Source organism: Streptomyces griseoluteus (assembly GCF_004784465.1).
Taxonomy (GTDB): Bacteria; Actinomycetota; Actinomycetes; order Streptomycetales; family Streptomycetaceae; genus Streptomyces; species Streptomyces griseoluteus.
The window spans coordinates 418,397-432,267 of sequence record NZ_SRRU01000005.1 but is presented as its reverse complement, the minus strand read 5'-3'; the positions used below and the strand labels follow the sequence as shown (position 1 = coordinate 432,267).

Here is a 13,871-nt window from a genome sequence, read left to right as displayed (position 1 = left end):
CCCGAGCACACAAACCTGACAGGAACCGATGTCTGACGAATCGCGTCCCGCGCCCGCCGAGCCGCGCCAGGACAGCCGTGTCGCCGCCGTGATCCCCGCCGCCGGCCGGGGCGTACGCCTCGGTCCGGGCGCCCCCAAGGCGCTCCGCGCGCTGAACGGCACGCCCATGCTGATCCACGCGATCCGGGCCCTGGCCGCCTCCCGGCACGTCTCCCTGGTGGTCGTCGTCGCCCCGCCGGACGGCGCCGCCGAGGTCAAGTCGCTGCTGGACGCGCACGCGCTGCCCGAGCGCACGGACTTCCTGGTCGTGCCCGGCGGGGAGAGCCGCCAGGAGTCGGTCCGCCTGGGCCTGGACGCCCTGCCCCCCGCCTACGACGTCGTCCTGGTGCACGACGCCGCCCGCCCCCTCGTCCCCGTCGACACCGTGGACACGGTTGTCGAGGCGGTGTGCGACGGCGCCCCGGCCGTGGTCCCGGCGCTGCCGCTGGCCGACACGGTCAAGGAGGTCGAGCCCGCGGCCGTCCCCGGCGAGCCCGAGCCGGTGCTCGGCACCCCCGTCCGGGCCCGGCTGCGCGCCGTACAGACTCCGCAGGGCTTCGACCGGGCCACGCTGGTCCGCGCCCACGAGACGGTCACCGAGGACGTCACCGACGACGCGAGCATGGTCGAGCGGCTGGGCGAGCGGGTCGTGACCGTGACCGGTCACGAGGAGGCGTTCAAGGTGACCCGGCCGCTGGACCTCGTCCTCGCCGAGGCGGTCCTCACCCGCAGGAGGCTCAACGATGGCTTCTGAGATCCCCGCGCTGCCCCAGGTGGGCATCGGCACCGACATCCACGCCTTCGAGGACGGCCGCGAGCTGTGGTGCGCCGGGCTGAAGTGGGAGGACGCCGGGCCGGGCCTGGCCGGGCACTCCGACGCCGACGTGGTCGCGCACGCCGCCTGCAACGCGCTGTTCTCCGCCGCCGGCCTCGGTGACCTTGGGCAGCACTTCGGCACCGGCCGGCCCGAGTGGTCCGGCGCCTCCGGGGTCGTCCTGCTCACCGAGGCGGCCCGGATCGTGCGGGACGCCGGCTTCGCCATCGGCAATGTGGCGGTGCAGGTCGTCGGGCCGCGCCCGAAGATCGGCAAGCGGCGGGACGAGGCGCAGCGGATCCTCAGCGCCGCCGCCGGGGCACCGGTCTCCGTCTCCGGCGCGACCACCGACGGGCTCGGTTTCCCCGGCCGGGAGGAGGGGCTGATGGCGGTCGCCACGGCGCTCGTGGTGCGCGTGTCGTAGGGGCGTGCGAGGGTACCCGCACAGCCATCGTCGATCGAGGAGGATCTTCATGTCCGCAGCGCTGTCCGACCGGCTCAAGTCCCTGCTGGACACGCCCGTGTTCATCGTCGTCGGCACCGTCCAGCCCGACGGCAGTCCGCAGATGTCACCGGTGTGGGTGAAGCGGGACGGGGACGACGTCCTGATCTCCACCACGGTCGGCCGGCGCAAGGAGAAGAACCTCCGGCGCGACCCGCGGGCCACCGTGGTCGTCATGGACCCGGATAACCCCTACGAGTACGCCGAGATCCGCGGCACCGCCGAGCTGACCACCGAGGGTGGCCAGGCCCTCATCGACGAGCTGTCGCTGAAGTACACCGGCAAGAAGTACGCCGAGTTCAACCCGGCCTCCGCCGACGACGCCGAGCGTGTCGTCGTCCGCATCACCCCGCGCAAGGTGGTCGGCAGCCTCTAGCGGACCCGCAGGGGACAGCACGGAGCGGCGATGTCACCGTCCGGTGGCATCGCACGGCCCCGCTCCCACTACCCTGGTGTGGTGACCATTCGCCTGTACGACACCAGCGCCCGGCAGATCCGCGACTTCACCCCGGTCCAGCCGGGCTGCGTCTCGATCTACCTGTGTGGCGCCACCGTGCAGGCGGCACCGCACATCGGGCACATCCGCTCGGGCCTGAACTTCGACATCATGCGCCGCTGGTTCGAGTACCGCGGCTACGACGTGACGTTCATCCGCAACGTCACGGACATCGACGACAAGATCATCAACAAGGCCCACGAGCAGAAGCGCCCCTGGTGGGCCATCGGGTACGAGAACGAGCGGGCGTTCAACGACGCCTACGCCGCGCTCGGCTGCCTGCCGCCCACCTACGAGCCCCGCGCCACCGGCCACATCACCGAGATGATCGAGATGATGCAGGGCCTCATCGAGCGCGGCCACGCCTACGAGGCCGACGGCAACGTCTACTTCGACGTGCGCTCCTTCGACGACTACCTGGAGCTGTCCCGCCAGGAGCTGGACAACCTGCTCCAGCCGTCCGGCGAGGGCGAGACCGGCAAGCGGGACCCGCGCGACTTCGCCATGTGGAAGGCGGTCAAGCCGGGCGAGCCGAGCTGGCCGACGCCCTGGGGGCCCGGCCGCCCCGGCTGGCACCTGGAGTGCTCGGCCATGGCGCACAAATACCTCGGCACCGTCTTCGACATCCACGGCGGCGGCCTGGACCTGATCTTCCCGCACCACGAGAACGAGATCGCCCAGGCCAAGGCGTTCGGCGACGACTTCGCCCGGTACTGGGTGCACAACGCCTGGGTGACCATGGCGGGCGACAAGATGTCCAAGTCGCTGGGCAACAGCGTGCTGGTCTCCGAGATGGTCAAGCAGTGGCGTCCCATCGTCCTGCGCTACTACCTCGGCACCCCGCACTACCGCTCGATGATCGAGTACAGCGAGGAGTCGCTGCGCGAGGCCGAGGTGGCGTTCGCCCGCATCGAGGGCTTCGTGCAGCGCGCGCTGGAGAAGGCCGGGGGCGAGGTCGAACCGGCCACCGAGGTCCCGCCGGCCTTCGCCGAGGCGATGGACGACGACCTGGGCGTGCCGCAGGCGCTCGCCGTCGTGCACACCACGGTCCGCCAGGGCAACAGCGCGCTGGCCGCCGACGACAAGGAGGCGGCCGTCGCCCGCCTCGCCGAGGTGCGCGCCATGCTCGGCGTCCTCGGACTCGACCCGCTGGACCCCGAGTGGGCCGGTGAGGGCGGCGAGCGCGGCGAAGACCTCCACGGTGTGGTGGACAGCCTCGTCCGGCTCGTCCTGGAGCAGCGCGAGTCCGCGCGCGGCCGCAAGGACTGGGCCACCGCCGACGCCATCCGCGACCAGCTCGGCCAGTCCGGCCTGGTCGTCGAGGACAGCCCGCACGGCCCGCGCTGGAGCCTCGGCCCGCGCTAGCCACACGGCTTGATCGAGTGTGCCGCCCGGCGATCCGGGCGGCACACTGCATACATACGTACGAACGCTTACGGAGACGGGTAACTCATGGCGAACAACCGCCGCATGTCAGGCAAGAAGGGTGCCCAGGTCGGCAGCGGCGGCCAGCGGCGCCGTGGCCTGGAGGGCAAGGGCCCCACGCCCCCGGCCGAGATGCGCAAGGGTCACGCCAAGCAGCGTGCCGCCGCCGCCAAGGTCCGCCGCGCCCAGGGCCGCCCGCAGCAGCGCAAGGGCGCCGGCCGCTCCTCCTCCGAGCTGGTCGTCGGCCGCAACCCGGTGTACGAGGCGCTGCGTGACGGCGTGCCCGCCACGATGCTCTACGTCCAGCAGTTCATCGACAACGACGAGCGCGTCCGCGAGGCCCTCCAGCTCGCCGCCGAGCGCGGCAACATCCACCTCATGGAGGCCCCGCGCCCCGAGCTGGACCGGATGACCAACGGCCTGAACCACCAGGGCCTCGTCCTCCAGGTTCCGCCGTACGAGTACGCGCACCCCGAGGACCTGCCCGCCGGCGCCTACGACAAGGGCGAGGACCCGCTGATCGTCGCCCTCGACGGCGTCACCGACCCGCGCAACCTCGGCGCCGTCGTCCGCTCCGTCTCCGCCTTCGGCGGTCACGGTGTGGTCGTGCCCGAGCGCCGCTCGGCCGGCATGAGCGCCGGTGCCTGGAAGTCGTCGGCCGGTGCGGCCGCCCGTACGCCGGTCGCCCGTGCCACCAACCTCACCCGGACCCTGGAGCAGTACAAGAAGGCCGGGATCACCGTGGTCGGCCTGGCCGCCGACGGGGAGGCCGAGGTGGGCGACCTGGCGGCGCTGTCCGGCCCGGTCGTCATCGTGGTCGGCAGCGAGGGCAAGGGCCTGTCCCGCCTGGTCGGCGAGACCTGCGACCACCGCGTCCGCATCCCCATGCCGGGTGGCGCGGAGTCCCTCAACGCCGGTGTCGCCGCCGGTGTCGTGCTGTACGAGGCGTCCCGCCGCCGCTCCTGAACGACCGTTCGGCAATTCCCCCGGATGCGGTAATTCCGGGGGATGACCGGCGTTCACGACGACTTTGACGCGGCCCGGACACATCGGGCCGGTCAAAGCAGTGTCCTAACTCGGCGTCACTCGGTTAGATGAGTGTGGACACCAGAACACCCCGCACTCCCACGGGGGACCGCTCGTCGGGCTTCGACGACGCTCCCGCGCTGAGCATGGTGAAGGTGCCGAGCGATCCGGCGCAGGTCATCGTCAATCACGCCAGCTTTCGCGTGCAGTTGGGGACGGCGGGCAGGCGAACCCAGTCCCCGAGAATCGCCCGGAGCCTGAGCGCTCAGGACCCCGCGCGCATGTCCGCCGCGGGTCCGGCGGGCGGGGCCGCGGGCCGGCGCCGTCCGGTCGTCTGGAGCGGCCGGTCCGCGCCCGACGACACCGGCACCCACCGCCTGCTCCAGGCCGTCCGGGGCAGCAGCGTGCGCCACCCCGACGAACCGGCCGGCGCCACCCAGGTGATCCCGCGCCTCGACCCGGACCACACCGGCTACGCGGACGCCTACGACCGGCTCGACCCGACCGTCGAGACCCCCGTCCTCGGCCACCAGCGCACCAGCCCCGACGGCGGCACCCGCCTGCTGCCCCACATGCGCCCGGTCGGCAGCGCCTACGACGAGCCCCCGTACGACGAACCGCCGTACGGCGGCGACGAGTTCGACCCCGACGAGCCGGCCCTCCGGCCCTCCGGCTCACGGGCGGCCCGGCGCGGCGACGACCCGGCGCGGCACGCGTACTACCCCGGCCGCCGGATGAACCTCGGTGTGGTGCTGCTCCCGCTGCGCGTCTTCCTCGGCTTCATCTCGATCTACGCCGGCATGGGCAAGCTGTGCGACCCCGTCTACTTCGACGGCGGCGAGCGCGGCTCCATGGTCAAGTGGCTCAACACCCTGCACCCGTGGGACGTGGCGGAGCCGCTGCGCCAGTTCGCGCTGCACCACCCGGTGGGCTCCGGACTGGTCATCGCCTTCCTCCAGGTCGTGGTCGGTGTGCTGACCATCCTGGGCTGCTGGCAGCGGGTCGCCGCGGTGGTGGGCGCGCTGCTCTCGGCCGCGCTCATCGTCACCGTGAGCTGGAAGACGGTCCCGGCGTACGACGCGCCCGACATCATCTACCTGGCCGCCTGGTCCCCGCTGGTCATCGCGGGCGCCCCGGTGTACTCCGTGGACGGCAGGCTCGCGGGCAGCGCCTGGCGCACACTGGGCCCGCGCGCCGCCATCTGGGACCTGCGCCGGTACGTGCTGCGCCGGGGCGCGCTGATCACGGCCGTCACCGTGGGGCTGACCCTGCTGACCGGCTCGCTGCTCGGCGGTGCGGTGCGCGAGTCCAGCCGGGTGGTCGTGCCCGGTCCGGGTGAGGCGCCGCGCAACAACCAGCCCGGTTCGCCGCTGCCCTCGGAGCCCGGTGCTCCGCGCGGGCAGGCCAGCCCCTCGGCGTCCAGCACGCCCACGGGCGGCGCCTCGGCGGGCGCGAGCCCGTCCGGCGCGGCCGGTACTCCCGGAGCGGGCCGTACGGCCGGTACGGCTCCTGCCGCGCCCAGCCAGACCCAGGGCACCACGGGACAGGCTCCGCCCCGGCGGACCACCCCGACCACCGGGGGCGGGGGCGGTGCCCCGAGCACCACGGCGGGGCCGAGCAGCGCGGGCGGTACGGCGACCGGCGGCACCGGCTCGGGCACTTCGGGCGGCGGCACACAGCCGGGCGGGGGCAGTGACGCGGGTGGCTCCTCCACCGGTCAGCCCGGGCTGGTGGGCGGTCTGTTCGGCAACTGACCCCCTGCGGCACGCCAAGGGCCCCGTACCTCGCGGTGAGGTACGGGGCCCTTCGGTGTGTGCTCGTCAGGCGCGGCCGGCGTCCAGCTCCTTGGCGGCCTCGGTCAGGTCCTTGACGGTGTCGATGGCCCGCCAGTAGGAGCCCTGGGGCAGCGGGAACCCGGCGAGCTTGCGCTCGCGGGCCAGGCGGGGGAACGTCGCCCGCTCGTGGTCGCCCCGGTCGGGCAGCAGGTCGCGGAACTCGGGGGAGAAGACGTACACACCGGCGTTGATCTCGACGGTGGACGGCGGGGCCTCGATGAAGTCGGTGATGTGCCCGAAGCCGTCCGTGCGCACGGCGCCCCAGGGGATGCGCGGCCGGGCCAGCGCGAGGGTGGCGACCGCGTCCCGCTCGGTGTGGAAGTCGGCCATGTCCCGCAGGGAGAAGCGGGTCCAGATGTCGCCGTTGGTGGCGTACCAGGGCCGGTCGGGGCGAGGGAGGTGCGCGGCGGCGTACTTCAGGCCGCCGCCCCGGCCGAGCGGCTCGGTCTCCACGACGGTGGTGACGGACAGCGGCAGCTCGGCCGTGGCCAGCCACTTCTGGAGGACCTCGGCGAGGTGGCCGCAGGAGACCACCACGTCCGTGACGCCCTCTTCGGCCAGCCAGTTGAGCTGGTGGCCGATGATCGGGGTGCCCGTGCCGGGAATCTCGACCATCGGCTTGGGCCGGTCGTCCGTGTAGGGGCGCAGCCGGGACCCCTGGCCCCCGGCCAGGACAACGGCTTGGGTGGGGCGCGCAGCGACGTTCGGATGGGTCATGCCCCGAACTGTACGTGGCGCCCCGCCGGGGTACAGGGGCGCGACAGGGCCGCTTGGGTGTGCCGGTCAACCATGGGCCGGTCGGCCATGGGCCGGTCAGCCATGTGTCGACCCGCTGTGTGCGGGTCAGCTATGTGCCGGTCAGCTATGTGCGGATCAGCTGTGTGCCGCCAGCACACCCGTCGCGAAGGACGTGTCGCACACCGGGCGGGCGTAGGACTGGGCCCGGGAGGCGCCGTAGAGACGGACCGCGGCCCGGCCCAGGGTGCGGGCGATGGAGGTGCAGTGCTCGGCGAGCGCGGGGTGGCCGTTGACCGCCTGCTGGAGGTGGGTGAGGACCACGCCGGGGTTCTTGTCCTGAAGCTCGGTCAGCAGCCGGTCGCGCAGGACGTCCTGGGGCGCCGCCTTCTTGGCGGTGACCGTACGGGCGGTGCCGGTCTTCGCGGGGGCCTGGGCGACGTCCGAGGCGGTGAGCACGGAGCCTTCGGAGTCCCCGGTCCAGTTGACCCGCGTGACCGCGAGGGTGCCGGAGAGCACCAGGACGACGGGCAGGACGAGGGCGAGAGTGCGGCCGATCCGGCGGGCAGGGCCGCCCCGGTGGCCGCGTCGCGTCTGAGGGATGGTGGAGTGCGTCACGCGAGTGAGGGTAGCGCCCGGTGCTTATTTGGCGACATTTAGTCACCCTTACGGGGGATGAAGCCGGGCTGCTTTCTGGGTAAGGGGTTGACGCCGGGCGCCCGAATTGATCCGTGTGCCGGGATATCCGCCAAACCGTGCCGGGTACGGCGGGAGGGGGCCCCGCAGGACCCCCTCCCTGTGAACTGCCTGTGTTCCCCGGTCAGTCGGAGAGACGCTCGCCCGTGGAGGTCGAGAACACGTGGATCTCGCCCGGCCGCGGCACGACGTGCAGCGTGGAGCCCTTCTCCGGCACCTGACGCCCGTTCACCCGGACGACGAGGTCCCGCACGTCACCGTCGACCTCGACGGCGCCGTACACGTACCCGTCGGCGCCCAGCTCCTCGACGACGTTCACCGAGACGGCGAGGCCGGCCGGGGCGTCGGCGCTGTCCTTGGTCAGCGTGGTGGCCGCCGCGCCGCCGCCCAGCTCGACCACGTCGAAGTGCTCGGGGCGGACGCCGACCGTCACGGTGGTGTCGCCCCGGTCGGCGGCGGCCGAGAGCGCGTCCCGGCTGACCGGCACCACACTGTTGCCGAACTTCACACCGCCGTCGGTGATCGGCACCTCGACCAGGTTCATCGCGGGGGAGCCGATGAAGCCGGCCACGAAGAGGTTGGCGGGGCGGTCGTACATGTTGCGCGGGGTGTCGACCTGCTGGAGCAGCCCGTCCTTGAGCACGGCCACCCGGTCGCCCATCGTCATGGCCTCGACCTGGTCGTGGGTGACGTAGACGGTGGTGATGCCCAGGCGCCGCTGGAGGGAGGCGATCTGGGTACGGGTGGAGACGCGCAGCTTGGCGTCCAGGTTGGACAGCGGCTCGTCCATGAGGAAGACCTGCGGCTCGCGGACGATCGCGCGGCCCATGGCGACACGCTGGCGCTGACCGCCGGAGAGCGCCTTGGGCTTGCGGTCCAGGTACTCGGTGAGGTCGAGGATCTTGGCGGCCTCCTCGACCTTCGCCCGGATCTCCGCCTTGTTGACGCCCGCGATCTTCAGGGCGAAGCCCATGTTGTCGGCGACCGTCATGTGGGGGTAGAGGGCGTAGTTCTGGAACACCATGGCGATGTCCCGGTCCTTGGGCGGCAGGTGGGTGACGTCGCGGTCACCGATGCGGATGGCGCCGCCGTTGACGTCCTCGAGCCCCGCGAGCATGCGGAGCGAGGTGGACTTGCCGCAGCCGGACGGGCCGACGAGGACGAGGAACTCGCCGTCCTCGATCGCGATCTCCAGCGCGTCGACGGCGGGCTTGGTGGAGCCCGGATAGATCCGGGTCGCCTTGTCGAACGTGACAGTGGCCATGGTGAGGGGCCCCCTTCTACCGGCAGGAACGTGCCGGACGATCCGTTGTAGGAAGGTGGTTCATTGGTTCACCCAGGTGAACTGGCAGGACCGTACCCGTCCCCGACCTGCCCTGTCAGTACCCGGGCGCCCTCGAATTTCCCCCACCGCCCCACACCCCCGCATGGGTACACTGCACACACACGGGCCCACCGGCCCCCGCCTCCTTAGCTCAGTCCGGCCAGAGCAACGCACTTGTAATGCGTAGGTCGTCGGTTCGAATCCGACAGGGGGCTCCGCACGGCGAAGGCCGCCCGCACCTCGAGGTGTGGGCGGCCTTCGTGGTTCCCGGGGGTCAGGCCGGCATCAGCAAGGACGTCAGGGCCTCGCGGAGGACCGTGTCCGGGTCCGCCGCCGCGCTGGTGGCGCGCCAGGCGACGAAGCCGTCGGGGCGGATGAGGACCGCGCCGTCGGCGGTGGTGCCATGGGCCTTCGCCCAGTCGGAGCCCTCGGTGTCGTAGGTGAGGTCGGCGTCCGGGCCGGGGCCGACGCGGTAGGCGTCGAGGGCGACGCCGTCCTCCGCCGCGACGCGGCGGGCCGCCGCGTACCAGCCCGCGTCGTCGGGGGCGTCGGTGAGGAGGACCATCGAGCGCTCGTACAGGTCGAGGGTGGACAGCCGCAGGCCGCCCCGGCGGAGCCAGAGGTGGGGGGCCCGGCTGCCGGGGCGGCCGTCGAGGGCGAGGTCGTCCGGGACGACCTCGGCGTAGGGGTCGGCGCCGAGGACCGCGCCGGCCGGGTAGCGGTAGCCGAGGACCACGTTGAGGATGCCGCCGCGCTTGGCGCCGCCCACCCCGGGGGCCGGGGCGAAGCCGGGGTGGCTGTGCTCGACGGAGCGGGCCGAGGCGCGGGCGCTGGTCGCGGCCGCGACCGGGCGGCGCTCGGCACCGTAGGACTCCAGCAGGCCGGGGCCGGCCCAGCCGGAGAGCACCGCGGACAGCTTCCAGGCGAGGTTGTGGGCGTCCTGGATACCGGTGTTGGAACCGAAAGCCCCGGTCGGGGACATCTCGTGGGCGGAGTCGCCGGCGAGGAAGACCCGCCCCGAGGAGTAGAGGTCAGCGACGCGTTCGGCGGCACGCCAGGAGGCCATACCGGTGATCTTCACGTCGAGTTCTTCCACCCCGACCGCGCGGCGGATGTGGTCGCGCAGCCGCTCCTCGGTGAAGTCGTCCAGGGTCTCGCCGCGCTCGGGGTGCCAGGGCGCGTGGAAGACCCAGTTCTCCTTGTTGTCCACGGGCAGCAGCGCGCCGTCCGCGTCCGGGTGGGTGAGGTAGCAGCAGATGAAGCGCCGGTCGCCGACCACGTCGGCCAGCGCGCTGGACCGGAAGGTGACGCTGACGTTGGCGAACAGGTCACCGGGCCCGCTCTGCCCGATGCCGAGGGCACGCCGTACGGGACTGCGCGGGCCGTCGGCGGCGACGAGGTAGTCCGCGCGGACGGTGAACCGGTCCCCGGTGTTCCGGTCGAGGACCGTCGCCGTCACTCCGTCGGCGTCCTGCTCGAAGGACTCCATCTGGTGGAAGTACTTCAGGTCGCCGCCGAGTTCACGCGCGCTGTCCAGCAGGACCGGCTCCAGGTCGTTCTGGCTGCACAGGCACCAGGCGGTGGGGCTGAACTTCGCCAGACCGCCGCCCGGGTCGATGTTCCGGAACAGCCACTCCCCGGCGTCACCCACGAGGGTGGGCGTCTGGAGGATGCCGTGGTTGTCGGCGAGGAGTGAGGCGGCCGCCTTGATGTCGGGCTCCACCCCGGCGACCCGGAACAGCTCCATCGTGCGGACGTTGTTGCCGCGTCCGCGCGGGTGGACCGAGGTCCCGGAATGCCGCTCGACGAGCATGTGCCGCACACCGAGACGGCCCAGGAACACGGACATGGACAGGCCCACCAGTGAGCCGCCCACGATGAGGACGGGGACCCGGTGGTCGGCTTTCTGATGCATCGAAGCCTCCAGTGGCTGGGGGTGGGCGCGCGGGGTGCTCGTGACTCTTCCTTCCCGGTGGCGGCACCTCCGCGTGCCCAATCACCCACGTGGTTCACAGGAGTCGCGGGCTCGTGGAGCCCGGCACAGGATCAAGGAACGCTGCCGGGCCCGATCCAAGGCAGGCAACCGGTTCTGCCCCGCGAAGGAGATGTGTGCAGGATGACCACCACGTCTGAACGTCCCTCAGAAACGCCGGCACGCGAGGTGTCCAGGCGTGTATCCCAGTCCGTGTTCGACGGCTCCCCGCTGCGGGTCGTCCTCCTGGTCGACGTGTACGACGGCGCGCAGCAGCAGTTCCTGGAGGCGTACGAGCAGCTCTGCTCCCAGGTCACCCAGGTGCCCGGTCACGTCAGCGACCAGCTCTGCCAGTCCATCGAGAACCCCTCGCAGTGGCTCATCACCAGCGAGTGGGAGAGCGCCCCGCCGTTCCTCACCTGGGTGAACAGCGAGGAGCACGTGCACATGGTGGAGCCGCTGCACTCCTGCGTGCGCGACACCCGCTCGCTGCGCTTCCACATCGTCCGCGAGACGGGCGGCCCGGCGGTCCCCGCCGAGTCCGCCCCCGGCCGCCGCCTCCAGGAGCACCCGCGCATCGGTGACGGAGTCATCCGGCACGCGCTCACCTTCACCGTGAAGCCCGGCACCGAGAAGAAGGTCGCGGCCATCCTCGCGGACTACGCCTCGCCGAAGGCCCGCGTGGACGACACCACGCAGCTGCTGCGGACTTCGCTGTTCATGCAGGGCAACCGGGTGGTGCGGGCCATCGAGGTGCGCGGCGACCTGCTCGCGGCGCTGCGGCACGTGGCCCGCCAGCCCGAGGTGCGGGCGGTCGAGGAGGCCATCAACCCCTATCTGGAACAGGACCGGGACCTGAACGACCAGGAGTCGGCCCGGATGTTCTTCACCCGTGCGGCGCTCCCCGCGGTGCACCACGTGGTCGCCGACGAGCAGGTGGAGGGCAACCGCCTCGCGCTGTTCTACCCGGCCCGTGCCGGCCAGGGCATGCGGCTGGCCGAGCTGCTCTCCCAGCACGACCAGCGCGCGGCCGGCGACCCGGCGAGCGCGGTGCTGCGCAGCACGGTCTTCCAGCGCGACGACGTGGTGGTGCGCCTGGTGGACGTGCGCGGCAACAGCGTGGACGCGCTGCCCGCCGACGCGGCCGCGGCATCCGAGCTGCGCGCGCTGCTGGACGGCGACGCCGCCCGGATGGACCTCGTCACCGACCGCCGCGCCTCGGACGCCTGATCCGGTGGCCGCCTCTCCCCCCGCAACCGCCGAAGGCACATCCCACGGAGGAAGCTGTGATCCAACACCGTCCCAAGATCATCGACCTTAAGGACACCGAGCACAACACCCGGCGCGGCGGCGACCTGCGCGCCATGCTGACCCCGGCGACGGTCGGCTCCACCAGCGGTTTCATGGGCGTGGCCATCGTGCAGCCCGGTGACCGCATCGGTGAGCACTACCACCCGTACTCCGAGGAGTTCGTGTACGTGATCTGCGGCCGGCTGGAGGTGGACCTCGACGGTGAGGCGCACCCCCTCAAGCCGGAGCAGGGCCTGATGATCCCCGCCCACATGCGGCACCGCTTCCGCAACGTGGGTGACGAGGAGGCCCGCCTCGTCTTCCACCTGGGTCCGCTGGCCCCGCGCCCGCAGCTCGGTCACGTGGACACCGAGGAGACGGACGTCATCGGGGCCGCCGCCGTGGTGACCGAGGCCGGTGGTGCCGTGGCCGCCGGCCGGGACCAGGTGCGCTCATGACCCGGCGGGTGGCGGTCACGGGCATAGGCATCGTGGCTCCGGGCGGGATCGGTACGCCCGCGTTCTGGGACCTGCTGTCCAACGGCCGGACCGCGACGCGCGGCATCACCTTCTTCGACCCCTCGGGGCTGCGTTCCCGGATCGCCGCCGAGTGCGACTTCGACCCGGCGGCCTACGGGCTCGACGCCGAGCAGGTGCAGCGGGCGGACCGGTACATCCAGTTCGCGCTGGTGGCCGGCGACGAGGCGGTGCACGACTCAGGACTCGACCTCGCGGCCGAGGACCCGTGGCGGATCGCGGTGTCGGTCGGCACCGCGGTCGGCGGCACCACCCGGCTGGAGAACGACTATGTGCTGGTCAGCCATGGTGGCCAGCGCTGGGATGTGGACCACACCCAGGCCCGGCCCGAACTGCACCGGGCGTTCTCGCCCAGCACGGTCGCCTCGTCGGTGGCCGAGCGGTTCGGCGCGCGGGGCCCGGTGCAGACGGTGTCCACGGGCTGCACCTCGGGCCTGGACGCCGTCGGGTACGCCTTCCACACCGTGCAGGAGGGCCGGGCGGACATCTGCCTGGCCGGTGCCTCCGACTCGCCGATATCCCCGATCACGATGGCGTGCTTCGACGCGATCAAGGCGACGTCCCCGAACAACGACGACCCGGCGCACGCCTCCCGCCCCTTCGACAACAACCGTGACGGGTTCGTCATGGGCGAGGGCGGCGCGGTGCTGGTGCTCGAGGAGCTGGAGCACGCCCGGGCCCGCGGTGCGCACGTGTACTGCGAGCTGAGCGGGTACGCCACGTTCGGCAACGCGTACCACATGACCGGTCTGACCCCCGAGGGCCTGGAGATGGCCCGCGCGATCGAGACCGCCATGGACCAGGCCCGGATCGACCCCACCGCGATCGACTACGTCAACGCGCACGGTTCCGGCACCCGGCAGAACGACCGCCACGAGACGGCCGCGGTGAAGCGGGCCCTCGGGCAGCACGCCTACGACACCCCGATGAGCTCCATCAAGTCGATGGTGGGGCACTCCCTAGGGGCGATCGGTGCCATCGAGGTGGTGGCGTGTGTGCTGGCGCTTGCCAAGCAGGCCGTCCCGCCGACCGCGAACTACGAGACCCCCGACCCCGAGTGCGACCTGGACTACGTCCCGCGGGAGGCCCGGGAGCGGAAGCTGAACGGCGTGCTCTCCGTGGGCAGCGGGTTCGGCGGTTTCCAGTCCGCGGTGATCCTGACCCGGCCGAGGGAGTGAGGA

Annotated in this window: 13 protein-coding genes and 1 tRNA gene; 10 read left to right on the top strand and 4 right to left on the bottom strand. The window is 72.3% G+C overall.

The window, feature by feature from the left end:
• The first annotated feature begins 28 nt into the window (after window positions 1–28).
• The 6 genes from ispD (at window position 29) to E5082_RS16690 (ending at window position 6,056) form a co-directional block, all read left to right on the top strand.
• Window positions 29–793 carry a 2-C-methyl-D-erythritol 4-phosphate cytidylyltransferase gene (ispD, locus tag E5082_RS16715; protein WP_135792029.1) on the top strand — a complete coding sequence of 255 codons (765 nt, stop codon included), beginning with the start codon at window positions 29–31 and terminating at the stop codon, window positions 791–793.
• Window positions 783–1,277 carry a 2-C-methyl-D-erythritol 2,4-cyclodiphosphate synthase gene (gene ispF, locus E5082_RS16710; protein WP_135792028.1) on the top strand — a complete coding sequence of 165 codons (495 nt, stop codon included), beginning with the start codon at window positions 783–785 and terminating at the stop codon, window positions 1,275–1,277. The genes ispD and ispF overlap by 11 nt, the downstream gene beginning before the upstream one ends.
• Window positions 1,278–1,326: 49 nt before the next feature.
• Window positions 1,327–1,731, top strand: a complete 405-nt coding sequence (locus E5082_RS16705) for a PPOX class F420-dependent oxidoreductase (RefSeq protein WP_135792027.1) — start codon at window positions 1,327–1,329, stop codon at window positions 1,729–1,731.
• An 81-nt stretch (window positions 1,732–1,812) separates the two neighbouring features.
• Window positions 1,813–3,216 (top strand): cysteine--tRNA ligase, encoded by a 1,404-nt coding sequence (gene cysS, locus E5082_RS16700; protein ID WP_135792026.1) that lies wholly within the window; start codon window positions 1,813–1,815, stop codon window positions 3,214–3,216.
• Between the two features lie 87 nt (window positions 3,217–3,303).
• Window positions 3,304–4,242 (top strand): 23S rRNA (guanosine(2251)-2'-O)-methyltransferase RlmB, encoded by a 939-nt coding sequence (gene rlmB, locus E5082_RS16695; protein WP_135792025.1) that lies wholly within the window; start codon window positions 3,304–3,306, stop codon window positions 4,240–4,242.
• 128 nt (window positions 4,243–4,370) lie between these two features.
• Window positions 4,371–6,056 carry a DoxX family protein gene (locus E5082_RS16690; protein ID WP_190045340.1) on the top strand — a complete coding sequence of 562 codons (1,686 nt, stop codon included), beginning with the start codon at window positions 4,371–4,373 and terminating at the stop codon, window positions 6,054–6,056.
• Between the two features lie 66 nt (window positions 6,057–6,122).
• On the opposite strand, the gene E5082_RS16685 is transcribed toward E5082_RS16690, so the two are convergent.
• From E5082_RS16685 to E5082_RS16675, 3 genes are all read right to left on the bottom strand, one after another.
• On the bottom strand, window positions 6,123–6,854 hold the full coding sequence (locus E5082_RS16685) for a nucleotidyltransferase family protein (protein ID WP_086694994.1): 732 nt from the start codon (window positions 6,852–6,854) through the stop codon (window positions 6,123–6,125).
• A gap of 156 nt (window positions 6,855–7,010) precedes the next feature.
• Window positions 7,011–7,490, bottom strand: coding sequence for a hypothetical protein (locus E5082_RS16680; RefSeq protein WP_135792024.1), 480 nt, complete (start codon window positions 7,488–7,490; stop codon window positions 7,011–7,013).
• Between the two features lie 202 nt (window positions 7,491–7,692).
• A complete protein-coding gene (locus E5082_RS16675) occupies window positions 7,693–8,832 on the bottom strand; it encodes an ABC transporter ATP-binding protein (protein ID WP_086694996.1) in 1,140 nt (379 codons plus the stop codon).
• Between the two features lie 200 nt (window positions 8,833–9,032).
• Here E5082_RS16675 and E5082_RS16670 point away from each other — a divergent pair.
• Window positions 9,033–9,107: transfer RNA gene (locus E5082_RS16670), tRNA-Thr, on the top strand.
• Between the two features lie 59 nt (window positions 9,108–9,166).
• On the opposite strand, the gene E5082_RS16665 is transcribed toward E5082_RS16670, so the two are convergent.
• Window positions 9,167–10,807, bottom strand: coding sequence for an FAD-dependent oxidoreductase (locus E5082_RS16665; protein ID WP_135792023.1), 1,641 nt, complete (start codon window positions 10,805–10,807; stop codon window positions 9,167–9,169).
• 201 nt (window positions 10,808–11,008) lie between these two features.
• Here E5082_RS16665 and E5082_RS16660 point away from each other — a divergent pair, with 201 nt between their 5' ends.
• Genes E5082_RS16660 through E5082_RS16650 form a run of 3 tightly spaced genes read left to right on the top strand, consistent with a single transcriptional unit; the run spans window position 11,009 to window position 13,868 of the window.
• Window positions 11,009–12,094 carry a SchA/CurD-like domain-containing protein gene (locus tag E5082_RS16660; protein ID WP_135792022.1) on the top strand — a complete coding sequence of 362 codons (1,086 nt, stop codon included), beginning with the start codon at window positions 11,009–11,011 and terminating at the stop codon, window positions 12,092–12,094.
• Window positions 12,095–12,150: 56 nt separating this feature from the next.
• Complete coding sequence (locus E5082_RS16655) at window positions 12,151–12,612, top strand: cupin domain-containing protein (protein ID WP_229918926.1); 462 nt, start codon at window positions 12,151–12,153, stop codon at window positions 12,610–12,612.
• A complete protein-coding gene (locus E5082_RS16650) occupies window positions 12,609–13,868 on the top strand; it encodes a beta-ketoacyl-[acyl-carrier-protein] synthase family protein (protein ID WP_130339064.1) in 1,260 nt (419 codons plus the stop codon). The genes E5082_RS16655 and E5082_RS16650 overlap by 4 nt, the downstream gene beginning before the upstream one ends.
• Window positions 13,869–13,871: the final 3 nt, after the last annotated feature.